This is a genomic window from Streptomyces sp. NPDC111656 (assembly GCF_055656965.1).
Window position 1 is genome coordinate 758,638 of record NZ_JBVKCA010000002.1, and the last position, 21,976, is coordinate 780,613.

The 21,976-nt window shown below is 65.5% G+C and carries 34 protein-coding genes; 4 read left to right on the plus strand and 30 right to left on the minus strand.

The features are described 5' to 3' along the window. The 30 genes from map to ACZ7M3_RS09110 all read right to left on the minus strand — a co-directional run. Positions 1 to 748 (minus strand): type I methionyl aminopeptidase (gene map, locus ACZ7M3_RS08965; protein WP_472061860.1); only part of this gene is annotated, 748 nt, incomplete at its 3' end. 105 nt (positions 749 to 853) lie between these two features. Beyond that, on the minus strand, positions 854 to 2,071 hold the full coding sequence (locus ACZ7M3_RS08970) for a WD40 repeat domain-containing protein (protein ID WP_472061862.1): 1,218 nt from the start codon (positions 2,069 to 2,071) through the stop codon (positions 854 to 856). Positions 2,072 to 2,297: 226 nt separating this feature from the next. Next, positions 2,298 to 2,678 carry a hypothetical protein gene (locus ACZ7M3_RS08975; protein ID WP_472061864.1) on the minus strand — a complete coding sequence of 127 codons (381 nt, stop codon included), beginning with the start codon at positions 2,676 to 2,678 and terminating at the stop codon, positions 2,298 to 2,300. Positions 2,679 to 2,852: 174 nt separating this feature from the next. Then, the gene (locus ACZ7M3_RS08980) at positions 2,853 to 3,503 is read right to left on the minus strand and encodes an adenylate kinase (protein WP_351302571.1); all 651 of its coding nucleotides are present in this window, start codon (positions 3,501 to 3,503) and stop codon (positions 2,853 to 2,855) included. Continuing rightward, complete coding sequence (gene secY, locus ACZ7M3_RS08985) at positions 3,503 to 4,816, minus strand: preprotein translocase subunit SecY (protein WP_095853102.1); 1,314 nt, start codon at positions 4,814 to 4,816, stop codon at positions 3,503 to 3,505. The genes ACZ7M3_RS08980 and secY overlap by 1 nt, the downstream gene beginning before the upstream one ends. A gap of 228 nt (positions 4,817 to 5,044) precedes the next feature. Continuing rightward, positions 5,045 to 5,500 (minus strand): 50S ribosomal protein L15, encoded by a 456-nt coding sequence (gene rplO, locus ACZ7M3_RS08990; RefSeq protein ID WP_060901489.1) that lies wholly within the window; start codon positions 5,498 to 5,500, stop codon positions 5,045 to 5,047. Positions 5,501 to 5,502: 2 nt separating this feature from the next. Then, positions 5,503 to 5,685: a 50S ribosomal protein L30 gene (rpmD, locus tag ACZ7M3_RS08995; RefSeq protein ID WP_060901490.1), complete on the minus strand. Its 183-nt coding sequence runs from the start codon at positions 5,683 to 5,685 to the stop codon at positions 5,503 to 5,505. A 2-nt stretch (positions 5,686 to 5,687) separates the two neighbouring features. Continuing rightward, on the minus strand, positions 5,688 to 6,290 hold the full coding sequence (rpsE, locus tag ACZ7M3_RS09000; protein WP_055513610.1) for a 30S ribosomal protein S5: 603 nt from the start codon (positions 6,288 to 6,290) through the stop codon (positions 5,688 to 5,690). 41 nt (positions 6,291 to 6,331) lie between these two features. Further along, positions 6,332 to 6,715, minus strand: coding sequence for a 50S ribosomal protein L18 (rplR, locus tag ACZ7M3_RS09005; RefSeq protein WP_067367094.1), 384 nt, complete (start codon positions 6,713 to 6,715; stop codon positions 6,332 to 6,334). Between the two features lie 3 nt (positions 6,716 to 6,718). Next, entirely contained in the window at positions 6,719 to 7,258 is a 540-nt protein-coding gene (gene rplF, locus ACZ7M3_RS09010; protein ID WP_067367096.1) for a 50S ribosomal protein L6, read from the minus strand. A 24-nt stretch (positions 7,259 to 7,282) separates the two neighbouring features. Continuing rightward, positions 7,283 to 7,681, minus strand: coding sequence for a 30S ribosomal protein S8 (rpsH, locus tag ACZ7M3_RS09015; RefSeq protein ID WP_055614920.1), 399 nt, complete (start codon positions 7,679 to 7,681; stop codon positions 7,283 to 7,285). Between the two features lie 210 nt (positions 7,682 to 7,891). Then, the gene (locus tag ACZ7M3_RS09020) at positions 7,892 to 8,077 is read right to left on the minus strand and encodes a type Z 30S ribosomal protein S14 (RefSeq protein WP_003948630.1); all 186 of its coding nucleotides are present in this window, start codon (positions 8,075 to 8,077) and stop codon (positions 7,892 to 7,894) included. 5 nt (positions 8,078 to 8,082) lie between these two features. Beyond that, the gene (gene rplE, locus ACZ7M3_RS09025; protein WP_075028517.1) at positions 8,083 to 8,640 is read right to left on the minus strand and encodes a 50S ribosomal protein L5; all 558 of its coding nucleotides are present in this window, start codon (positions 8,638 to 8,640) and stop codon (positions 8,083 to 8,085) included. Continuing rightward, entirely contained in the window at positions 8,640 to 8,963 is a 324-nt protein-coding gene (gene rplX, locus ACZ7M3_RS09030) for a 50S ribosomal protein L24 (RefSeq protein WP_067367101.1), read from the minus strand. Before rplX ends, rplE begins: the two co-directional genes overlap by 1 nt. A 2-nt stretch (positions 8,964 to 8,965) precedes the next feature. Beyond that, positions 8,966 to 9,334 carry a 50S ribosomal protein L14 gene (gene rplN / locus ACZ7M3_RS09035; RefSeq protein WP_003998823.1) on the minus strand — a complete coding sequence of 123 codons (369 nt, stop codon included), beginning with the start codon at positions 9,332 to 9,334 and terminating at the stop codon, positions 8,966 to 8,968. 200 nt (positions 9,335 to 9,534) lie between these two features. After that, positions 9,535 to 9,819, minus strand: a complete 285-nt coding sequence (rpsQ, locus tag ACZ7M3_RS09040; RefSeq protein ID WP_067367104.1) for a 30S ribosomal protein S17 — start codon at positions 9,817 to 9,819, stop codon at positions 9,535 to 9,537. Beyond that, on the minus strand, positions 9,819 to 10,043 hold the full coding sequence (rpmC, locus tag ACZ7M3_RS09045) for a 50S ribosomal protein L29 (protein WP_003998824.1): 225 nt from the start codon (positions 10,041 to 10,043) through the stop codon (positions 9,819 to 9,821). Before rpmC ends, rpsQ begins: the two co-directional genes overlap by 1 nt. Then, a complete protein-coding gene (gene rplP / locus ACZ7M3_RS09050; RefSeq protein ID WP_010986348.1) occupies positions 10,043 to 10,462 on the minus strand; it encodes a 50S ribosomal protein L16 in 420 nt (139 codons plus the stop codon). The genes rpmC and rplP overlap by 1 nt, the downstream gene beginning before the upstream one ends. 5 nt (positions 10,463 to 10,467) lie before the next feature. After that, complete coding sequence (rpsC, locus tag ACZ7M3_RS09055; RefSeq protein WP_097285859.1) at positions 10,468 to 11,316, minus strand: 30S ribosomal protein S3; 849 nt, start codon at positions 11,314 to 11,316, stop codon at positions 10,468 to 10,470. Then, positions 11,316 to 11,663, minus strand: coding sequence for a 50S ribosomal protein L22 (gene rplV, locus ACZ7M3_RS09060; RefSeq protein WP_030619142.1), 348 nt, complete (start codon positions 11,661 to 11,663; stop codon positions 11,316 to 11,318). The genes rpsC and rplV overlap by 1 nt, the downstream gene beginning before the upstream one ends. 43 nt (positions 11,664 to 11,706) lie before the next feature. Then, positions 11,707 to 11,988: a 30S ribosomal protein S19 gene (rpsS, locus tag ACZ7M3_RS09065; RefSeq protein ID WP_024755409.1), complete on the minus strand. Its 282-nt coding sequence runs from the start codon at positions 11,986 to 11,988 to the stop codon at positions 11,707 to 11,709. Between the two features lie 12 nt (positions 11,989 to 12,000). Then, positions 12,001 to 12,837 (minus strand): 50S ribosomal protein L2, encoded by an 837-nt coding sequence (gene rplB, locus ACZ7M3_RS09070; RefSeq protein WP_153289116.1) that lies wholly within the window; start codon positions 12,835 to 12,837, stop codon positions 12,001 to 12,003. 38 nt (positions 12,838 to 12,875) lie between these two features. Further along, the gene (gene rplW / locus ACZ7M3_RS09075; protein WP_385087297.1) at positions 12,876 to 13,292 is read right to left on the minus strand and encodes a 50S ribosomal protein L23; all 417 of its coding nucleotides are present in this window, start codon (positions 13,290 to 13,292) and stop codon (positions 12,876 to 12,878) included. Next, positions 13,292 to 13,948 (minus strand): 50S ribosomal protein L4, encoded by a 657-nt coding sequence (rplD, locus tag ACZ7M3_RS09080; RefSeq protein WP_355302895.1) that lies wholly within the window; start codon positions 13,946 to 13,948, stop codon positions 13,292 to 13,294. Before rplD ends, rplW begins: the two co-directional genes overlap by 1 nt. A gap of 5 nt (positions 13,949 to 13,953) precedes the next feature. Next, the gene (gene rplC / locus ACZ7M3_RS09085) at positions 13,954 to 14,598 is read right to left on the minus strand and encodes a 50S ribosomal protein L3 (protein ID WP_319090400.1); all 645 of its coding nucleotides are present in this window, start codon (positions 14,596 to 14,598) and stop codon (positions 13,954 to 13,956) included. 17 nt (positions 14,599 to 14,615) lie between these two features. Next, complete coding sequence (gene rpsJ, locus ACZ7M3_RS09090; protein ID WP_003948644.1) at positions 14,616 to 14,924, minus strand: 30S ribosomal protein S10; 309 nt, start codon at positions 14,922 to 14,924, stop codon at positions 14,616 to 14,618. Between the two features lie 595 nt (positions 14,925 to 15,519). After that, the gene (locus ACZ7M3_RS09095; protein WP_472061870.1) at positions 15,520 to 16,032 is read right to left on the minus strand and encodes a hypothetical protein; all 513 of its coding nucleotides are present in this window, start codon (positions 16,030 to 16,032) and stop codon (positions 15,520 to 15,522) included. A gap of 92 nt (positions 16,033 to 16,124) precedes the next feature. Next, complete coding sequence (locus ACZ7M3_RS09100) at positions 16,125 to 16,346, minus strand: hypothetical protein (protein WP_472061871.1); 222 nt, start codon at positions 16,344 to 16,346, stop codon at positions 16,125 to 16,127. 144 nt (positions 16,347 to 16,490) lie between these two features. Further along, positions 16,491 to 17,150, minus strand: a complete 660-nt coding sequence (locus ACZ7M3_RS09105; RefSeq protein ID WP_472061872.1) for a hypothetical protein — start codon at positions 17,148 to 17,150, stop codon at positions 16,491 to 16,493. Positions 17,151 to 17,265: 115 nt separating this feature from the next. Then, positions 17,266 to 17,730, minus strand: coding sequence for a hypothetical protein (locus tag ACZ7M3_RS09110; protein ID WP_472061873.1), 465 nt, complete (start codon positions 17,728 to 17,730; stop codon positions 17,266 to 17,268). Between the two features lie 109 nt (positions 17,731 to 17,839). Here ACZ7M3_RS09110 and ACZ7M3_RS09115 point away from each other — a divergent pair, with 109 nt between their 5' ends. The 4 genes from ACZ7M3_RS09115 (at position 17,840) to ACZ7M3_RS09130 (ending at position 21,577) form a co-directional block, all read left to right on the plus strand. Beyond that, positions 17,840 to 18,118, plus strand: a complete 279-nt coding sequence (locus ACZ7M3_RS09115; protein ID WP_472061874.1) for a hypothetical protein — start codon at positions 17,840 to 17,842, stop codon at positions 18,116 to 18,118. Positions 18,119 to 18,292: 174 nt separating this feature from the next. Further along, positions 18,293 to 18,742: a hypothetical protein gene (locus ACZ7M3_RS09120; RefSeq protein WP_472061876.1), complete on the plus strand. Its 450-nt coding sequence runs from the start codon at positions 18,293 to 18,295 to the stop codon at positions 18,740 to 18,742. Between the two features lie 5 nt (positions 18,743 to 18,747). After that, positions 18,748 to 20,928 (plus strand): hypothetical protein, encoded by a 2,181-nt coding sequence (locus tag ACZ7M3_RS09125; protein WP_472061878.1) that lies wholly within the window; start codon positions 18,748 to 18,750, stop codon positions 20,926 to 20,928. Next, the gene (locus ACZ7M3_RS09130; protein ID WP_472061880.1) at positions 20,921 to 21,577 is read left to right on the plus strand and encodes a hypothetical protein; all 657 of its coding nucleotides are present in this window, start codon (positions 20,921 to 20,923) and stop codon (positions 21,575 to 21,577) included. The genes ACZ7M3_RS09125 and ACZ7M3_RS09130 overlap by 8 nt, the downstream gene beginning before the upstream one ends. Positions 21,578 to 21,976: the final 399 nt, after the last annotated feature.

The window sequence follows — 21,976 nt, forward strand, 5'->3', positions numbered from 1 at the left end:
CCTCCGTCAACGCCACCGAGTGCTCCCAGTGCGAGGACCACGTGCCGTCCGTCGTGATGACGGTCCAGTCGTCCTCCAGCACCTCGGTCCGCGGCGTGCCCAGGGACACCATCGGCTCGATGGCCAGGCAGAAGCCGGGGACCAGCTTCGGACCCTTGCCGCGCCGCTTCTCGACGTAGTTCAGCAGGTGCGGGTCCATGTGCATCTCGGTGCCGATGCCGTGACCGCCGTAGTCCTCGATGATTCCGTACTTGCCGCCGCCGGGCTTCGGCTGGCGGCGGATGTACGTCTCGATCGCACGCGAGACGTCGATGAGCCGGTTCCCCTGCTTCATCGCGGCGATGCCCGCCCACATCGACTCCTCGGTCACCCGGGAGAGCTCCAGCAGCTCCGGGGCGTGACCTGAACCCACGAACGCGGTGAACGCGGCGTCGCCATGCCAGCCGTCGATGATCGCGCCGGCGTCGATGGAGATGACGTCGCCGTCCTTGAGGACGACCTCATCGGACGGGATGCCGTGGACCACGACCTCGTTCACCGAGGTGCAGATCGTCGCGGGGAAGCCGCCGTAGCCGAGGAAGTTCGGCTTCGCGTCGTGCTCAGCGAGCACCTTGCGCGCGGCCTGGTCCAGATCCATGGTCGTGGCCCCGGGCACCGCTGCCTCACGCGTCGCCGCGTGGATGGCGGCGACGACCAGCCCCGCCTCACGCATCTTGGCGATCTGCTCGGGGGTCTTGATCTGCACCATCAGCTCTGCCTTCTTACGGGTGCCGGTCCGGTTTTGTACACCACAACAGTACGGCCCCCGGCGGTGTGGCAACACGTGGTCCCGCCGGTCACGACCGCACCCCGGTCAACGCCGGGTGAATACCGGGAACCAGCGGCTCTCGTCCTGCACCTTCGCCGTCCGGAAGCCGGAAAGCGGAGTGACCTTGCCGTCCAGGCCGACCAGGAGCAGCTGGTTGCGGAACTCCCCCGTACCGGGGTCACAGCGCTCGGGATCGCACCGCCAGGCGATGAGGTGACTGTTGTCGGCCCACGCGAGCAGCTGCTGGCCGGGGACTACCGCGGCCCGCTTGCCGGTCTTCGCATTCCGTACCTCGGAGACGATCTTGTCGCCCTCCCCGACGAAGGCGCCGGTCACCAGGTTCCCGTCGGGGGACCAGACCGCTCCCGGGTTGGACTGACGCGCCTCCTGATCCGGGGCAGGCATCGTCTTGCCGGTCACGTCGTAGTAGCTCACGCCCGCCTTGTCGTCGCCGGGTCCCCACACCAGCTTCCCGTCACGGCTCCACTGGACGTCCTGACGCCCACCGGCGGGGATCCCCTGCTCGCTCTTCTTGGTCGGCAGCTCGGCGAAGTCCGCCTTGCCGGAGGCGACATCGATCACGTAGAAGCCGGTGCGGCTCTGCTTCGGCCCCGGCACGGTCTTGTCGTTCCACCGGTAGGACGCGTCCTTGAACAGACCGTCCGGGTCGAGGCCGTATGCCGTCGCCAGCAGGCGTTTGCCGTCCGGCGAGAACTGCACACCGCCGACGCTCCTGTCGACCTTGATCCAGCGCTGCACCTTGCCCGTGGCCAGGTTCAGCAGCCCTATCCGGTCGACGGGCAGATCACGCTCGAGCACCGCCGCGGTCCGCGTCCCGGGGGCGACGTCCAGCCAGGCCCAGTCGGTCTTCTCGTACCGCTCGGTGGTCGTGTTGAGCAACCGCCACTCGTAGGTGCCGATCGCGTTCCCGTTCGGCTGCTTCACGAGTTTCATCGTGTAGTACGCCGAGACGGCGGCCCTCCCCGCCGCGATCAGCTCTCGAGGCGGCGACTGATCCGGGTGCGCCGCCACGCCCGTGACATCGGGCGCGCTCGCGGGCCGCCCCCGCGCTTCACCGCCGCGCAGGGCGAGCGACACCGCGATCCCCGCGGCGGCGACCGCCGCGACGACGGCGGCCACCACGAGGCGTCGAGCCTTGCGACGGCGCAGCGGCGGTTGTGGCCGTTCGGCGGAGTCCGCGGCCGGTCGCGCCTCTGGAGAGGACGTTTTGAGCGCCGCGCGGGCATGCGGGTCGGGAGCCATGCTCGTACCTCCACGGGAGAGACGACTGGGACAGGAATCTGGCCGGTCGGTGTGAAAGACAACGAAGGAGTTCACCGCGCACGGGGCCCCTGTGCCACGGACAACGACCCCTGCGCCACGGACGACGAAGGGGCTGCTCCCGCAACACCGGAGCAGCCCCTCAGCAGTTGATCTCAGCCCACGAGCAGGTCACGCATCATGGGGCGAGAACGAACTCGTCCGCGGTTTACTCGTTGAACCAGTCCGGCGACCAGACAGCAGCGCCACCACCGTGCCACCAGACCTCCATCTTGTAGACGGAGAGCTGGCCGATGTTCTCGCCCTTCTTGTCGCAGCCGGAGTCGCCGCCGTCGTCAAGGGTCCACAGTCGCGACGTGATGCCGGCGGAGTTCCGGACCCACAGAGCACCGGTCACGCCGTAGCCGTCGGCCTTGGTGTCACAGACCGAGAACACATCGCCGTCGTCGTGGAAGTGCATGTATCCACGGCCCGACGGAAGGTTGATCTGCTTGTCGCTGTCGGCCTGCGCCGAAGCGCTCACCCCGACGACCAGGGCAGCGGACGCGCCGACGACTGCGGCGGCTCGAGCGAGCTTTGACTTGATCATGATCCCTCTTTCCCCAATGAGGTTGCACAACACCGGTGTTGCCGGTGTGATTGCAGTGATCCGAACGCTAGTTCACCCGCAGGCGGCATGTCCACATCAAATTTACCCGCCGTTCATGACAAAGGCTGCTCCGGACCAGCCGGAACAGCCTTGTCGTCGTACTCGCAACCCTGCTCAGGGCCGCGGCAGCGCCCCCATGGCGCGCCCCGTGACCTCTTCCACCTTGCCGAGGGCCGAGATCGTGACCACCAAGCCCTGGGACTTGTAGTAGTCGATGATCGGCTCGGTCTGGCTGTGGTAGACCTCCAGGCGCTTGCGCACCGTGTCCTCGGAGTCGTCGTCACGCTGGTACAGCTCGCCGCCGCAGACGTCGCAGACGCCTTCGGTCTTCGGCTGCTTGTACGTCACGTGGAAGACGTGCGACGAGTCGTTGCGGCAGATGCGGCGGCCCGCGATGCGCTTGACCACCTCGTCCTCGGGGACCTCCAGGTCCAGCACCGCGTCCAGCTTCATGCCCTCGGTCTTGAGCATCTCGTCGAGCGCCTCGGCCTGCGAGACGTTACGAGGGAAGCCGTCCAGCAGGAAGCCGTTCGCGGCGTCCGGCTGCTCCATGCGGTCCTTGGCCATCCCGATGGTGACCTCGTCGGGCACCAGGTTGCCGGCGTCCATGTACGCCTTGGCCTGCTTGCCCAGCTCCGTGCCCTGGCTGATGTTGGCGCGGAACAGGTCGCCCGTGGAGATGTGCGGAATCCCCAGGTTCTTGGCGAGGAACGCGGCCTGCGTTCCCTTCCCGGCACCGGGCGGCCCGACGAGGACGATTCGCATCAGCGGAGGAACCCTTCGTAATTGCGCTGCTGAAGCTGGCTCTCGATCTGCTTCACCGTCTCGAGACCGACACCCACGATGATCAGGATGCTGGTACCACCGAACGGGAAGTTCTGGCTTGCCCCGAAGCCGACCAACGCCACCGTCGGTACGAGAGCGATCAGACCCAGATACAGCGAACCCGGCCAGGTGATCCTGTTGAGCACGTAACTCAGGTACTCAGCGGTCGGTCGGCCAGCCCGGATGCCCGGGATGAAGCCACCATACTTCTTCATGTTGTCGGCGACTTCTTCGGGGTTGAAGGAGATCGCCACGTAGAAGAACGCGAAGAACACGATCAGCAAAAAGTACATGGTGATGTAAATCGGGTGGTTGCCCTTGGTCAGATTCTGCTCAACCCAGGTTTTCCAGCCGGAAGTGTCCTTGGAGAACTGGGCGATCAGCGCCGGGATGTAGAGCAGCGACGACGCGAAGATGACGGGAATCACACCCGCCTGATTCACCTTCAACGGGATGTAGGTGGACGTACCGCCGTAGGACCGGCGGCCGATCATGCGCTTCGCGTACTGGACCGGAACGCGGCGCTGGGCCTGCTCGACGAAGACCACCAGGCCGACCATGACGAGGCCCACGAGGATGACCGTGCCGAACTCGATCCAGCCGCCGGCCAGCGTGCCCTGCGTCTTGATCGCCCACAGAGCGGACGGGAAGGTCGCGGCGATCGAGATGAACATGAGGATCGACATGCCGTTGCCGATGCCGCGGTCGGTGATGAGCTCGCCCAGCCACATGACGACGCCCGTACCGGCGGTCATGGTGACGACCATCACGATGGTCTGGAAGATCGACTGGTCAGGAACGATCTGGTTGGCCACCTGGCAGCCACTGAACAGGGCGCCGCTGCGGGCGGTCGCGACAAGGCCGGTGCCCTGCAGGATCGCCAGCGCCACCGTCAGGTATCGGGTGTACTGCGTGATCTTCGCGGTGCCGGCCGAACCCTCCTTCTTGAGGGCTTCGAGGCGCGGAATCACCACCGTCAGCAGCTGCAGAATGATGCTCGCCGTGATGTACGGCATGATGCCGAGCGCGAAGATCGTGATCTGCAGCAGTGCGCCACCACTGAACATGTTGACCAGCCCGAACAGACCCTGGTTGCCCTTGGCCACGTCGATGCAGGTCTGGACGTTCTTGTAGTCGACACCCGGGATCGGTACGTGGGTACCGACCCGGTAGACCACGATGATGGCGAGCGTGAAGAGCAGCTTCTTGCGCAGGTCGGGCGTCTTGAACGCCCGGGCGAACGCGGTGAGCACGGTGCCTCCTGCGACCCCCGCGCAACTGCGTCAGAGGTGACGGTCTTGAGGTTCGACGAATAGGTAGGTATCGGTCGACTGCCGCCCGATGGAACGCTGGACGAAAGTCGGCAGTGCAAGTCACCTTACCGGCGAGACTGCCCCCCTAGGAACGACCAACCGGGGATACCCCTTTTATAGGGGCACCCCCGGTCGGGATCGCTCATGTCATCGAGACGCCTGAAAAGGTCAGACGAGCTCGGTGACGGTACCGCCGGCGGCGGTGATCTTCTCCTTGGCGGAGCCGGAAACGGCGTCAACCGAAACCTGCAGCGCGACGGAGATCTCGCCCTGGCCGAGGACCTTGACGAGGCTGTTCTTGCGAACGGCACCCTTGGCGACGAGACCCTCGACGGTGACCTCGCCACCCTCCGGGTACAGCGCGGCCAGCTTGTCGAGGTTCACGACCTGGAACTCGGTCTTGAACGGGTTCTTGAAGCCCTTCAGCTTCGGGAGGCGCATGTGGAGGGGCATCTGCCCGCCCTCGAAGCGCTCCGGAACCTGGTAGCGGGCCTTCGTGCCCTTGGTACCACGACCGGCCGTCTTACCCTTCGACGCCTCACCACGACCCACACGGGTCTTGGCGGTCTTGGCGCCCGGGGCGGGACGGAGGTTGTGGATCTTGAGCGGGTTGTTCTCCGCCATGATCAGTCGACCTCCTCAACCGTCACGAGGTGGCGGACGGTGTGCACCATTCCGCGGAACTCGGGGCGGTCCTCCTTGACGACCACGTCGTTCAGGCGCTTGAGCCCGAGCGAACGCAGGGTGTCGCGGTGGTTCTGCTTGCTGCCGATGTACGACTTCGTCTGCGTGATCCTGAGCTGAGCCATGATTACGCACCCGCTCCCGCACGCGCACGAAGCAGAGCCGCGGGGGCGACGTCCTCGAGGGGCAGACCACGGCGGGCCGCGATCTCCTCGGGACGCTGCAGGCCCTTGAGGGCCGCCACGGTCGCGTGCACGATGTTGATCGCGTTGGACGAGCCGAGCGACTTCGACAGGATGTCGTGAACGCCGGCGCACTCGAGCACCGCACGCACCGGGCCACCGGCGATAACGCCGGTACCGGGGGAAGCAGGCTTGAGCAGGACGACGCCCGCGGCCTTCTCGCCCGTGATCGGGTGCGGGATGGTGCCCTGGATACGGGGGACCTTGAAGAAGTGCTTCTTGGCCTCCTCAACACCCTTGGCGATGGCGGCCGGCACCTCCTTGGCCTTGCCGTAACCAACACCGACGGTGCCGTCACCATCGCCCACCACGACCAGCGCGGTGAAGCTGAAGCGACGACCACCCTTCACAACCTTGGCGACGCGGTTGATCGCGACAACGCGCTCAACGTACGCGGTCTTCTCGGCAGCAGCGCCGCCGTCACGGCCCTTCCGGTCCCGCCGCTCGCCGCCACCGGCACCGCTTCCGCGGCGCTGGGGTCCAGCCATTGGAATTACCTCTCTCTGTTTCCGCTAGCTACGGAACCGACTCAGAACTTGAGTCCGGCTTCGCGGGCGGCGTCCGCCAGAGCGGCAATGCGCCCGGCGTACTGGTTACCACCACGGTCGAATACGACAGCCTCGACACCGGCGGCCTTGGCGCGCTCGGCGACCAGGGCGCCGACCGACTTGGCCTGCGCGGACTTGTCGCCCTCGCCACCACGGACCGTGGTGTCCAGGGTCGACGCCGACGCGAGGGTGTGACCCTTAACGTCGTCGATGACCTGGGCCACGATGTGGCGGTTGGAGCGCGTCACGACCAGGCGCGGACGCTCAGCCGTACCGGAGATGTGCTTCCGGATGCGGATGTGACGACGCTTGATGGCAGCACGCTTGTAAGCGTCGCCCTTAGCAATCTTGACACCGTATGCCATGGCTTACTTACCCGCCTTTCCGACCTTGCGGCGGATGACTTCGCCTTCGTACTTGACGCCCTTGGCCTTGTACGGGTCGGGCTTGCGCAGCTTGCGGATGTTGGCCGCAACCTCTCCGACCTTCTGCTTGTCGATGCCCTCGACCGAGAACCGCGTCGGGTTCTCGACCTTGAAGGTGATGCCTTCGGGGGCCTCGACGGTGATCGAGTGGCTGTAGCCGAGCGAGAACTCCAGGTTGGAGCCCTTGGCCAGGACGCGGTAACCGACACCGCTGATTTCGAGCTTCTTCACGTAACCCGTGGTCACGCCGGTGATCATGTTCGCCACCAGCGTGCGGGACAGGCCGTGCAGGGCCTTGTTCTGACGCTCGTCGTTCGGGCGGGTGACATTGAGAATGCCGTCCTCACCCTTGGCGACCTCGATCGGCGCCGCGACGGTGTGGGAGAGGGTGCCCTTGGGGCCCTTCACCTGGACCGTACGGCCGTCGATGGTGACGTCCACGCCGGCGGGAACCGTGATGGGGAGCTTGCCAATACGCGACATAGCTGTTTCCTCCGTTCCCTTCCGTTACCAGACGTAGGCGAGAACTTCTCCGCCTACGCCCTTCTTGCCGGCCTGCTTGTCGGTGAGGAGACCGTGCGACGTGGAGATGATCGCCACGCCGAGGCCACCGAGCACCTTGGGCAGGGAGGTGGACTTCGCGTACACACGCAGACCCGGCTTCGAAATCCGCTTGATGCCCGCGATGGAGCGCTCACGGTTCGGGCCGAACTTCAGCTCGAGGACGAGCTTCTTGCCGACCTCGGCGTCCTCGACCTTCCAGCCGGTGATGAAGCCCTCCTGCTGGAGGATCTCTGCGATGTGCGACTTGATCTTGCTGTGCGGCATCGCGACATCGTCGTGGTACGCCGAGTTCGCGTTACGCAGACGGGTAAGCATGTCTGCGATGGGATCAGTCATGGTCATGAATTGGCCTTCGGCCTCTCTCGCCGGGGTTTCCTGTATGCGCCATCCCTCTCCCCACTCAGTGGCGGGACGGGTGCGGTGCGGGGACCTACGGCGTAGTAAGTCGTACGGGCGTCAGGCGCCCAACCCTCCTAGCCTAAGCCATGGAGGGCAGGGCACCTGACCGAACCCTTTACTTACCGAGAGCCCTGGAATCCCTTGTTGGGGGGACTACCAGGAGCTCTTGGTCACGCCCGGCAGCTCGCCACGGTGAGCCATCTCACGAAGGCAGACGCGGCACAGGCCGAACTTGCGGTACACGGAGTGCGGACGGCCGCAGCGCTGGCAGCGCGTGTAGCCACGTACGCCGAACTTGGGCTTACGAGCAGCCTTGGCAATCAGAGCCTTCTTCGCCATCTCGCTTACGCCTCCTTGAAGGGGAAGCCGAGGTGACGGAGAAGGGCACGGCCCTCAGCGTCGTTGGTCGCCGTGGTCACCACGGTGATGTCCATGCCCCGGGTACGGTCGATCTTGTCCTGGTCGATCTCGTGGAACATGACCTGCTCCGTGAGACCGAAGGTGTAGTTGCCACGGCCGTCGAACTGCTTGGGGGACAGACCACGGAAGTCACGGATGCGCGGCAGCGCGAGCGACAGGGTGCGGTCCAGGAACTCCCACATGCGGTCGCCACGGAGCGTGACGTGGGCACCGATCGGCTGACCCTCACGCAGCTTGAACTGCGCGATGGACTTGCGGGCCTTGGTGACGGCCGGCTTCTGACCGGTGATCGTGGTCAGGTCACGGACGGCACCGTCCATGAGCTTCGAGTCACGGGCGGCGTCGCCGACACCCATGTTGACCACAATCTTGACGAGGCCGGGAACCTGCATGACGTTCTCGTAGGAGAACTCCTCACGCAGCTTGCCCGCGATCTCCTCGCGGTACTTCGTCTTGAGACGCGGAGTCGTGGTGGTAGCCATCAGATGTCCTCACCCGTCCGCTTGGCAACGCGAACCTTGTTGCCCTCATCGTCGAAGCGGTAACCGACACGCGTGACGACCTTGTTGCCGTCCTTCTCCACGACGAGCTGAACGTTGCTCACGTGGATCGGGGCCTCGGTCGTGACGATGCCGCCGGCCTGGGAACCGCTGGCGGTCGGGCCGGCCTTGGTGTGCTTCTTGACCCGGTTGACACCCTCGACCAGGACGCGCTCGTCGCGCGGGTAAGCGGCAATGACCTTGCCCTGCTTGCCCTTGTCCTTGCCGGTGATGACCTGAACCGTGTCACCCTTCTTGATCTTCATGCTTACAGCACCTCCGGCGCGAGCGAGATGATCTTCATGAACTTCTTCTCGCGCAGCTCACGGCCGACGGGGCCGAAGATACGGGTGCCGCGAGGGTCGCCGTCGTTCTTCAGAATGACGGCGGCGTTCTCGTCGAAGCGGATGTACGAGCCGTCCGGACGGCGGCGCTCCTTGACGGTGCGAACGATGACGGCCTTGACGACGTCACCCTTCTTCACGTTGCCGCCGGGGATCGCGTCCTTGACGGTGGCGACGATGACGTCACCGATGCCCGCGTAGCGGCGACCGGAGCCACCGAGCACACGGATGCAAAGGATTTCCTTCGCCCCCGTGTTGTCGGCGACACGCAGTCGCGACTCCTGCTGGATCACGTCTATCTCCTGATTGTCTGCCGGTTCCCGCGGGGATCCCTTTCGGGTCGCCCCGCGAGCCTGGCGGAACCGTCCTGCGGGTAAGCCCCGCAGGAATTACTTGGCCTGTTGAGGGAGAAAACCTCCGCCGGGGGCCGGGCACCTGACGGTGCGGCAGGCCCCCGGCGGGGGGCAACGGGGGGACCGAGCCCCCCGTTTGATTACTTCGCCTTCTCGAGGATCTCCACGATGCGCCAGCGCTTCGTCGCGGACAGCGGACGCGTCTCCATGAGGAGGACGCGGTCGCCGATACCCGCGGCGTTCTGCTCGTCGTGGGCCTTCAGCTTGCTCGTACGGCGGATGACCTTGCCGTACAGGGCGTGCTTGACGCGGTCCTCGACGGCGACGACGACGGTCTTGTCCATCTTGTCGCTGACGACGAGACCCTCACGGGTCTTGCGGAATCCGCGCGCCTCAGTCGTTTCAGTCACGTTGCTCTCGCTCATCAGGCGCTCTCCACCGTTTCGATGCCCAGCTCGCGCTCACGCATCAGGGTGTAGATCCGCGCGATGTCCTTGCGGACGGCCTTGAGCCGACCGTGGTTCTCGAGCTGACCGGTCGCCGCCTGGAAGCGGAGGTTGAACAGCTCTTCCTTGGCTTCGCGAAGCTTCGCGAGAAGCTCCTCGTCACCCAGTTCGCGCAGCTCGGACGCCTTGGTACCGGCCGACATCACGCTTCACCTGCCTCGCGCTTGACGATCCGGCACTTCATCGGCAGCTTGTGGGCTGCGCGAGTGAGGGCCTCACGGGCGATCTTCTCGTTGGGGTAGGACAGTTCGAACATGACCCGGCCCGGGTGCACGTTCGCGATCCACCACTCCGGCGAACCCTTACCGGAACCCATGCGGGTCTCGGCAGGCTTCTTCGTGAGCGGGCGGTCCGGGTAGATGTTGATCCAGACCTTGCCGCCACGCTTGATGTGGCGGGTCATCGCGATACGCGCGGCCTCGATCTGGCGGTTCGTCACGTACGCCGGCGTGAGGGCCTGAATGCCGTACTCGCCGAACGAAACCTGCGTACCGCCCTTGGCCTGACCACGGCGCTTGGGGTGGTGCTGCTTGCGGTGCTTGACCCTACGGGGGATCAGCATGTCGGTCAGGCCTCCGTTCCGGTGCTCTCAGCCGGAGCGGCAGCCGCCGGAGCCTCGGCCTTGGGGGCCTCGGCAGCGGGCGCGGACTGCTGCTGCGGCTTGCGGCCGCGGCCGCCACGCTCGCCACCACGGCCACCGCCGCGGGCCGGGCGGTCGCCGCCCGCACCGCCACCACGGGCCGGGCGGTTACCCGCACGGGCCGCGGCGTTCTCGGCGCGGACCTCGGCGATGTTCTTGACGTCGCCCTTGTAGATCCAGACCTTCACACCGATACGGCCGAAGGTCGTCTTGGCCTCGAAGAAGCCGTAGTCGACGTTCGCGCGGAGCGTGTGCAGGGGCACACGGCCCTCGCGGTAGAACTCCGAGCGGGACATCTCGGCGCCGCCGAGACGGCCACCACACTGGATCTTGATGCCCTTGGCGCCGGCCTTCATCGTGCCCTGCATGCTCTTACGCATGGCACGACGGAAGGAGACGCGGGAGGACAGCTGCTCGGCAACGGCCTGAGCAACCAGCTGAGCGTCGGTCTCGGGGTTCTTGACCTCGAGGATGTTCAGCTGGACCTGCTTGCCCGTGAGCTTCTCGAGGTCACCGCGGATGCGGTCGGCCTCGGCGCCACGGCGGCCGATGACGATGCCGGGACGCGCGGTGTGGATGTCCACCCGCACGCGGTCACGGGTGCGCTCGATCTCAACCTTCGAGATACCGGCGCGCTCCATGCCGGACGTCATCATCCGACGGATGGCGACGTCTTCCTTGACGTAGTCCTTGTACAGCTTGTCGGCGTACCAACGGGACTTGAAGTCCGTGGTGATGCCGAGCCGGAACCCATGCGGGTTAACCTTCTGGCCCATTACCGGGTTCCTTCCTTGCTGCTGACGACCACGGTGATGTGGCTGGTCCGCTTGCGGATCCGGTAGGCGCGGCCCTGGGCACGCGGACGGAACCGCTTCAGGGTCGGACCCTCGTCGACGTACGCCTCGGAGATGACGAGGCTGTCGGCGTCGGTGTGGTCGTAGTTGTGTGCGGCGTTGGCAATGGCGCTGTCAAGCACCTTGCCGACCGGCACGCTCGCGGCCTGCGGGGCGAAACGCAGGACCGCCTGAGCCTCCGTGGCATCCATGCCACGGATAAGGTCCACCACGCGGCGGGCCTTCATGGGCGTAACGCGGATGTACCGCGCCTGGGCCCTGGCTTCCATGGTTGTCCTTCCAGTGTCTGTCATGGTCGATTTCCACCCCGCGTTAGCGGCGCTTCGACTTCCGGTCGTCCTTGACGTGACCCCGGAAGGTGCGCGTCGGCGAGAACTCGCCGAGCTTGTGGCCGACCATCGACTCGGTGACAAACACCGGAATGTGGGTCTTGCCGTTGTGCACCGCGATCGTGTGGCCGAGCATGGCCGGGATGATCATCGAGCGACGGGACCAGGTCTTGATGACGTTCTTGGTACCGGCTTCGTTCTGTACGTCCACCTTCTTTACAAGGTGTCCGTCGACGAAGGGTCCCTTCTTGAGACTGCGCGGCATCTAAACCCGCTCCTAGCGCTTCTTGTTCGTCTTGCGGCGGCGGACGATGTACTTGTTCGAAGCCTTCTTCGGCGAACGAGTACGACCCTCCTTCTGACCCCACGGGGAGACCGGGTGGCGACCACCGGAGGTCTTACCCTCACCACCACCGTGCGGGTGGTCAACCGGGTTCATCGCCACACCGCGGACGGACGGGCGAACGCCCAGCCAGCGCTTACGGCCGGCCTTACCCCAGTTGATGTTGCTCTGCTCGGCGTTGCCGACCTCGCCGACCGTGGCGCGGCAGCGCTGGTCGACCAGGCGGATCTCACCGGAAGGCATACGAAGGTGGGCCATCGTGCCCTCCTTCGCGAGCAGCTGCACCGAGGCACCGGCGGAGCGGGCGAACTTGGCGCCGCCACCGGGACGGATCTCGATCGCGTGGATCGTGGTACCGACCGGGATGTTGCGGAGCGCCAGGTTGTTGCCCGGCTTGATGTCGGCCCCGGGACCGTTCTCGACGCGGTCACCCTGCGACAGGTTGCGGGGGGCGAGGATGTAGCGCTTCTCGCCGTCCGCGTAGTGCAGCAGCGCGATGCGCGCGGTGCGGTTGGGGTCGTACTCGATGTGCGCGACCTTCGCCGGCACGCCGTCCTTGTCGTGACGACGGAAGTCGATCACTCGGTAGGCGCGCTTGTGTCCGCCACCCTGGTGGCGAACGGTCACACGACCGGAATTGTTACGGCCGCCCTTGCTGTGCAGGGGGCGAACCAGCGACTTCTCCGGCGTGGACCGCGTGACCTCGACGAAGTCGGCGACGCTGGAGCCACGACGGCCCGGCGTCGTCGGCTTGTACTTGCGGATTCCCATTTCTCAGTCCTCGTCCGATATCGGACCAGGGCGCTCCGTTAGGAGGCCTGGCCGAAGATGTCGATACGGTCGCCCTCAGCGAGGGTCACGATGGCGCGCTTGGTGTCAGCACGCTTACCGAAACCGCTCTTGGTGCGCTTGCGCTTGCCCTGGCGGTTGATCGTGTTGACCCCGGTGACCTTGACCGAGAAGACCGCCTGGACGGCCTGCTTGATCTGGGTCTTGTTGGCGCCCGGCGCGACGACGAAGGTGTACTTGCCCTCGTCGAGCAGCGCGTAGCTCTTCTCGGAGACGACCGGCTTGAGAAGGACGTCACGGGGGTCCGTGAAGCTCTTGCTCATCGGCGTCTCGACGGTGTTCTTACCCTCGGCCTCGTGGCGCTTCGCCTTGGCGACGCGCGCGGCCTTGGCGGCCTTGGCCGCCTTGGAGGCAATGCTCGGGTGACGCGTAGCCATCAGGCTTCGCTCCCTTCGGTGTCAGCGGCCTTGGGGCCAGACACGAAGGACTCGAAAGCGGCCTGGGTGAAGACCACGTCGTCCGAGACGAGAACGTCGTACGTGTTCAGCTGGCCCGGCTCCAGGATGTGGACCTGGGGCAGGTTGCGCGCGGAGAGCAGCGCGGCCTCGTCGGAGCGCTCGATGACCAGGAGCACGTTCTTGCGCTCGCTGACCTTGCCGAGGAAGCTCTTGGCGGCCTTGGTGGAGGGGGTCTCGCCCTCGATCACGCCGGTGATGACGTGGATGCGAGCGTTGCGGGCCCGGTCGGTGAGGGCGTGGCGCAGGGCCGCGGCCTTCATCTTCTTCGGGGTCCGCTGCGAGTAGTCACGCGGCGTGGGGCCGTGAACGACGCCACCGCCGGCGAACTGCGGCGCGCGGGTCGAACCCTGGCGCGCGCGGCCGGTGCCCTTCTGGCGGTAAGGCTTCCGGCCACCACCGCGGACCTCGCCACGACGCTTGACCTTGTGCGTGCCCTGACGGGCGGCGGCCAGCTGTGCGACGACGACCTGGTGAAGCAGCGGGATGCTGATCTTCTCTACGTCGAAGATCTCGGCCGGGAGCTCAACGGTCCCGGCGTTGTCGCCGGAGGGCGACAGAATGTCAATGGTGCTCATAGTCCTCAGGCCCCCTTGGCCGCGGTACGGACCAGGACGAGGCCGCCGTTCGGACCCGGGATGGCTCCCTTGATGAGGAGCAGGCCCTTCTCCGCGTCAACGGCGTGAACGGTCAGGTTCTGGGTGGTGACCCGCTCGTTGCCCATGCGGCCCGCCATGCGGACGCCCTTGAACACACGGCCCGGGGTGGCACAGCCACCGATGGAGCCGGGAGAGCGGTGCTTGCGCTGGACACCGTGGCCGGCGCCGAGGCCCTTGAAGTTGTGACGCTTCATGACACCGGCGAAGCCCTTGCCCTTGCTCTTGCCGGTGACGTCGACCTTCACGCCCGCCTCGAAGACCTCGGCGGAGATCTCCTGGCCGAGGGTGTACTCGGAGGCATCCGCGGTGCGGATCTCGACGAGGTGACGACGGGGGGTGACGTCGGCCTTGGCGAAGTGACCCTTGAGGGGCTTGTTCACCTTGCGCGGGTCGATCTCGCCGAAGGCGATCTGGACCGACTCGTAGCCGTCGCTGTCGTTGGTACGCACCTGGGTGACGACGTTGGGGCCGGCCTTGACGACGGTGACCGGAACAACACGGTTGTTCTCGTCCCACACCTGCGTCATGCCGAGCTTCTCGCCCAGGATGCCCTTGATCTGCTTAGCCATTCTCAGATCACCGATCCCTAGAGCTTGATCTCGATGTCGACACCGGCCGGGAGGTCGAGTCGCATCAGAGAGTCAACGGTCTTGGGCGTCGGGTCGAGAATGTCGATCAGGCGCTTGTGCGTGCGCATCTCGAAGTGCTCGCGCGAGTCCTTGTACTTGTGCGGCGACTTGATGACGCAGTACACGTTCTTCTCAGTGGGCAGCGGCACCGGGCCCGCGACCGACGCACCAGTGCGGGTCACCGTCTCGACGATCTTCTTCGCCGAGCTGTCGATGACCTCGTGGTCGTAGGCCTTGAGCCGGATGCGGATCTTCTGTCCCGCCATGGCTACTCAGTAGTCCTTTGTCTCGTGAAACGCTCTGGAACCCGGGGGTTCGCGTCCCGTATCTCCGACCCACGCGGTCGGGTGTGTCGCGCTCCTGCCGCAGAAATATCCGTAACGGATTTCCCTACGAGGGACGCGGCCCGCCCGAAAGCAACCGCAGGACCGGAGGCTGGAACACCCACCGGGCGCCTGGCCCGCACCCCGCTGACACTTCCCGAAAGATTCCCGTACGTCCGCCCCAGCGCTGCCTTACGGCAGTTGAGGCGACGAGTACTGTGGGACTCGCTTCCGGTCCTCCCGACGGGAGGCGCGCAGCATCGGCACTCGACCGAGCAACCCCGTTAGTCTGCCATACGGGGCGGGGGCCTGGCCAATCGAGCCGAGGATCGTACCCCTTGAGTGACGCAGGTCAAACCCTGGGCGCGTGCGCGCCCCGGCGAGGGCCGCTCTGGCCGACCTCGGGGTGATCAACTCGGGCGCCGACTGACGATGAGTGGTCGACCACGCGCAGTACGTGACTCCCATGAAGCTCGGTAGCGGTCCTACTCGGCACCGGTACTGAAGGAAGTACCCCGTGCTCGGGGTCCCGCCGACCTCACAGTTTGCCGGTGACGACTCCGCGCCAAATCCACCCCGCACCGAGGACGGCGTCCTGCAGGGGGTTCTTGAGTTCAGAGCTGTCGAAGTTGAACGTCTCGGTCGCTTCGAGGCCGCCGTCCCTTCCCCCGCCCAGCGTCCATTGCTTCGAGACCGTCTGCACCTGTCCGCGTTGGGCCTCGGCAGAGAGGGACAGCCTGGGGGTGTCGCCGACCCAGGTGACCTCGTACTGCTGATCCAGGGAGCGGACCTCGTTCTTCTCCGGGACCAGGCGCATACGGACCTGGAACACCCGACTCACCCGGGTGCGGGCGAAGAAGCGCTGCCAGGCCGGCTCCAGCATCCGCCACTCCCCCACCAGGTCGGCGCCCTCCGCGCGGCCGTCCCGGATGACGTACGGGACGTCGGAGCGGTTGAGGCCGAGCAGCGCCGCGCGGACCTCAGCGGCGGGCCGCGGGGCGACACCGTCAGCCGGGCGCTTGGTTCCGGTCAGCTTGTCGAAGAGTCCCATGAGATCAACCTATGAGGGGTCGGATTGTCGGTGCAAAGGTCTGCCGCTGCGTCGGGGCGCGCTTGCGCGCGGGTGCGCTCCCGCGGGACGCGCTATGAAGCCGTGCCCGTGCCCGTGCCCGTGTCCGTGTCCGTGTCCGTGTCCGTGTCCGTGTCCGGACGGACCGTGCGCACGAAGTCCCGGAAGTCGTCGAGGACGGTGGGGTGTTGGGACGCGGTGGCGGTCAGGACCAGTCGGATCACCGACCGCTTGCGCGGATCGGCGACGTCCAGCGTGGACAGGTAGACCTGCGCGCCGTCCCCACATCGGCCCACGTCGCTCGCGGTCTGGTGGCCATCTGTCCTCCCGTCGACAGTCAGACCTTCAGCTGGGGCCCTCTGCTCGACGAGCGGTGGCGCAGGATCGTCGCCGTACAGCGGGAACCGGTGAAGAGCCGACATCCCACGCGCCGAGGAGGCTCAGCCTCGTAGTGGGGCCGGCGCCTGTTGAGCCGGGAGTTCCGGATCGCCCCACTCGGTCATGGGCGTACCCGACGGATATCGGGCGCACTCGGAGTAGGCGACGACACCCAGACGGTCACAGGGGAAAGCCTCAACCTGGACGACGTCGTCGGTACCCGGGGGCTGCACGCTCAGTACGGTCCAGTGGTCGCTGATCTCGTACCTGGTGACGTTCCATCCGCGCCGCGTCAATTCCTTCCGTGCCCGTCGCAGCGCCGACGCCGCCTGAGACGGGGTGACACCCTTCAGCCCCCATTCACTGCTCACCGCGACTACACCCGGCACACTGGGCGGTGAGTCGCTCACCTGCTTGGCCAGGTCCTTGAGCCCGGTGTAGTAGCACCCGGAGCCGTCGGCCTCCTGACCGCCGCTGGGCCATTTGGGGTCCAGCGTGGCCTGTGGCAGGTCGAGTGTGTCGTAGACCTGTTGCGTGAGGCCGTCGAGGCGTTGCGAGGTGACGGCTGGATCCGCGACGGGGTAGGGATCGCCGTTCCAGAGCCGTCCGACCCCACGAGCGACCCACACCCCTCCGGCAGCCGTCACCGCCATGGCCAACGCGGCGGCGGTGGCGAGAAGGATTTTCCGGTGCGTTCCGAGGGGACGGCGTAGCTGTGTCATGCGGAGATCGTGCGACGGACACGACAAGGGGGTCATGAGCACCCGTACTCAACTGCCGTCTGGTCCAGCGGCCGTGGAGTCCTTCGCCCAACCTCGTGTCTCACCGGCCGGACCGTCACACCTTGAACAGCACCCCGCGCCAGGTCCAACCCGCGTCAAGGACCACTTGCTGGAGGGGGTTCCTCATCTCCCGCGTGTCGAAACGGAACGTCTCGACCTTGCGTCGGCGGCCGTCGGTTCCCCGCTCGTACGTCCACCGCCGGTACGTCGCGGTCCCGTGCCCACGCGAGTACTGCCTACCGGAGGATTCGGGTGACGAGGGTTCCCACCGCTCGTCGAGGGCACGCACCTCGCGCTGTGCCGGGACCAGCCGCAGCCGGGTCCTCAGGGCCACGCGCACCTCCCGGATCCGGCATTCCGTCACCAGATCGGCCTTCTCCTTGGGCAGTGCGTTGCGCACGCGGAACGGTACGTCCGGCCCGTTGAGCGCGAGCAGCGCGTCCCGGAGTTCCGTGGCCGGCAGTGGTACGACACCGCTGTCGGGGTACTTGGTGCCGGTCAGCTTGTCGAAGAAGCCCATCGGATCAACCTGCCTGAGTATGCGCGCACGGACGGGATGAGTAGGCCGCCCGATGCCTCGGACTGCCGGCGTTGCTGAGATGGAACCCATGACAACGCGGAACGACGGCGTGACGCAGCTCCCTATCATCCACAAGACGTGGTGGAAGGCGCCTCTCGTAGCCTCCCTGCCCGGTCTGCCGCTCCTCGCCTGGGAGTACAGCCTGTGCCAGGCCCACGACGAGATCTGGAGCTTGCTCTATTGGGCCATGGGCCTGTTCGCGATCGCCTGGGCCCTGCCCCACCGCCGGTCCATGAGGACGCTCCGCGTGGTGACCGCCGCCATCGCGCTCGGGTGCACGCTTCTTCCCGCGCTGCCGTTGGTGCTGCTGGGGGCGGCGTCGGCCTGACGAGACCTCCCACCGCTCATCGACGGACCGCAACTTCGGATGCGCCGGGACCATGCGCATCCGGATCTTTTCAGTCAGACAGGGTCGGTGGATGTGGAGTACTGAGGCCCTGTCAGCGGCTGGTAGCTTGGCGATCAACCTGCCTCCGGGCGGGCCACGGGAGGGGGCACGCGCATGGCGTGGGACGAGTGGGAGCAGTTGAAGGCAGAGGCCGCGAAGGGGCAGTCGACCCACATGCGGCTCAATCAACTGCCTGCCGACAGCGGAGGCGGTGGAAACTCGCGCGGTGACCTCACTGTCCGACAGAAGGACCTCGCCGCGATCGGCTCAGCGGCTCACGAACTGTTCGAGGGCTTCGACCAGTACAGCGACCATGCCCGGCTCTCCTCCATGAAGGCGGCCGGTGGGCTGAAGAGCGAGGGCTTCGCCCTCGGGGCAGCCCTCGATCACGTCGCCGAGCACTGGGTCGACCAGGTGCAGACACTGCTCGACGCCTGCGCCCACATCTCCAACCACCTGCGCTACACCAAGAACCAGCACGCGGCCGACGAGTCCTACATCGCAGGCACCCTCAGCAGCATCTCCCAGCTGGACGAGGGCTTCGACGAGCGGAAGGACCGCTGACGGCGATGGATCTCGACGCACTGCGCCACGGCAACTTCTCGCAGCTCGGTGAGGCCATCACCGATTGGGAGGAGATGACCAAGAAGCTCGCGACGCTGAAAGAGGACGCCCAGAACAACCTCAAGGCCAAGGCGGACAAAGCAAGCTGGGCCGGCGTCAACGCCCAGGTGAGCCGCGAGTTCATCGACAAGACCGCGCGGGAGTTTACGGACGCCTACACGCAGGCGGACTCCATCACGAAGATTCTCAAGGACACCCACGGTGAACTGGTCGACTACCGGACCCAGCTGACCGAGGCCATCGGACGGGGCGAGAAGAAGAACCTCACCGTCATAGATACCCGCCACGGCACCTTCACCGTCACCGGCAACACCCGCCCCGATTGGTCCTCCGACCCCAGCGGCAAGCAGAGCGCCAACAGCCAGAAGGACGCCGACGACCTCCGCAACGAGATCCAGCGCATCCTCAGCAAGGCCACCGAGAGCGACAACAGTGCAGCAAGGGTCCTCAAGCTCCTTGTGGACCAAGCCAAGTACGGCTTCTCCGATGGCCGCTACACGGACCGCGACAGCGCAGCCGACGCCGTCGAGGCCGCCGACAAGCTGACGAAGATGGCCAAGCACCCGGACAAGATGTCCTCCAAGGACATCGCCGAGTTCAACCGGTACCTAGGGAAGTACCACAACGACCCTCTGTTCTCGGAGCGGTTCGCAAAGGGACTGGGTGGCAAGGGCACGCTGCAGTTCTGGACAGACATGGTGAACGCCCATGCCGGCGCCAGGGGCACGGAACTCGAAAGTTTGAAGAACCTGCAGACGAACCTGAGCATGACGCTGGCCACGGCGTCGTTCTCCGATTCGGACGACATGCGGGCCTGGAAGACGGACCTCCTCAAGGAGACGAACACAAGTTTCCTGTCCGACTCCAAGACCCCGTTCCAGAATCCCGTCGGTGCACTCGGTTCCCAGGTACTCAGCAGCCTCATGCGGCAGGGCGAGTTCGACACCGAGTTCCTTGACGACTATCGGACCAAGCTCTTCAAGCAGGACAAGGGCGCGGGCGACTCGAACACCGACTCGCTCTGGGTGAAGGGCTACGACCACATCGACCTGGTCTTCGGCAAGGAGAACGGTCGCGATCCGCTGGAGGGGCTCTTCGACGCCCTCTCCCACAACCCCGAGGCTGCGACCCACGCCTTCGAGTCCAAGTCGGACCTGAACCACATGCTCGGCACCACCATGTACACGGACCGGGGAGAGTCTCTCGGGCGCGCCCTGGAGAGTGCCGTCACCGGAGTCGCCGCCGGTGACACCACCACGATGGCCCTGCCGCACAGCACGGCCCAGGTCGAAATCATGGCCAACATCATGCATGCGGTGGCCCAGCCAGGCGGAGGCGCGGCCCTGGTGGCCAAAGGCATGGGTGAGAGCTTCGGGGACATGGCGGCTGCTTATATGCCGGAGATCAGCCAGGCGTTCGCAGGCGCTGACCCGGGAGCTGTCTTTATTACGAACAGTGATGCCCCTAAAGAGCTTGGCCTTCCGGATGTCACCCGGTTTCTTTCGGCGACGTCGGCAGATCCCGCAGGAAGAGCTGGGATCATCTACGGAGAAAGCATCTATACTGGCAATCTCCTCGAGGTACACCTTTCGAATCCTTCCTTGTTCCACGGAGACCGCGATCAACTCTTTGGCGATATCGGCAGGAATGCAGGAATCATCGAGGGCATCGTCGGACATTCTGCCGCAAATGCAGAGGTTAGCGGTGCAGTCAATGGCGAGAAGGACTACAACGACGCCTTGAAGGCGAAGGGGGATTTCGCCAAAACCTGGGTTGCAGTCGGTTTGACCTTCGCCCAGGTACCCGAAAGGCTTGGAGGACCGGCAATGGGGGCCGTGGTTGGCGGAGGCGCCGGAGCTGTCGCCTCAGCGGCCGTTGATCGCCTGCTCGAAGGTCAGCAACTTGAGGGCGCCAAGGACGAGGCGTTGTACCACTCCAGCCAAGACCTGTTCAGGATGCGGGATTCGGTCAGTCAACAGACACAGTGGTCGGTGGAAGACGCCCTGGCGCGGCATCACGTAGACCTGCCAGAGGACGGAATGAAAGACACCGTGCGGCAGGCCGTTAATGACGGCTGGGAAGACAGCGATTACTACTTGAATCGCTCAAAGGAGCACTATGAGTAAAGAGATTCCAGAAAGGGTCGCGCCGCAATATACCGCAAAAGGCTTTTTCGTTGGCCTGACGATCGTCGGACTCATAAGCGGCGCCTTCTTCCTGTATTTTATAAAGGGTCTATACCTGCTCCCGGACAAGGTGTGCGACGGTGCCGTGCAGCGGGACATTGCGATCCGGACTCTGCCACGTGCGCGAGCAGCAGAAGAGTGGGCGGGTCAAGGGGGTACGGGACGTAACTTTTCTTTCGGTTGCCGCGTTTCCACCAGCGGTGACTCGATCATGTCGGGGCAGGTGGATCTTCGAGAATCATCCAAAGCCGCATGGATGGATTCTTACGGAAGTCTTGCTGGCAACCATGTCATACGGATCTCTAAGGACGGCGTCGAAGCACTGGCACAGACGGATAGCGACACTGAATCCGGTTCCATCTATGTCCCTTGTGTACCGGCGAGCATAAAAGAAAGTGATGCGTCACACACCTATGCCTTGATAGCGAATGCCAGTGTGATCGGCAAGAGCAGGGCCACCGGTACGGAGCTGCGCCAAGCCCTGACCGACTTTGCCTATCAACTCACCAAGCACGCCTACAAACTGGCCGAGTGCAAGGATCCCCGCCGCTTTCCCGAGAAACTGCCCCGCTACGAGCACGCCCGATGAAGGACGAGAAGACCGTCGCGTACTCCGATCGCCGCGGCCGGGTCGAGCTGCGTACCGGCCGCATCGGCGCGTCCCTGGTGCGTGCGCGCCCCTCCGAAGGTCGTTCTGACCGACCTTGAGGTGATCGACCGGGATACACACACGGTGAGTACGCATCCACACACCATGTGACGCTTCCCGCATCGCCCGCTCACATCTTTGACGTAGCGCTCTCACGAGCCGTAGACGTCCTTCTGGGCCCCCCGGTCAAGCAGTCGGCATCCTCACCAATGCTGTTCTGGCCGCCCGCCTCTCCGGCGCCTTGTCGATGCCCTCACTGAGTGAACCGACGTCTTCCCCGCCTTGGCCCAGGCGCGCCTTTTCGACACCAGCGTGCCGCCGGCACCACCCGGGTCATCG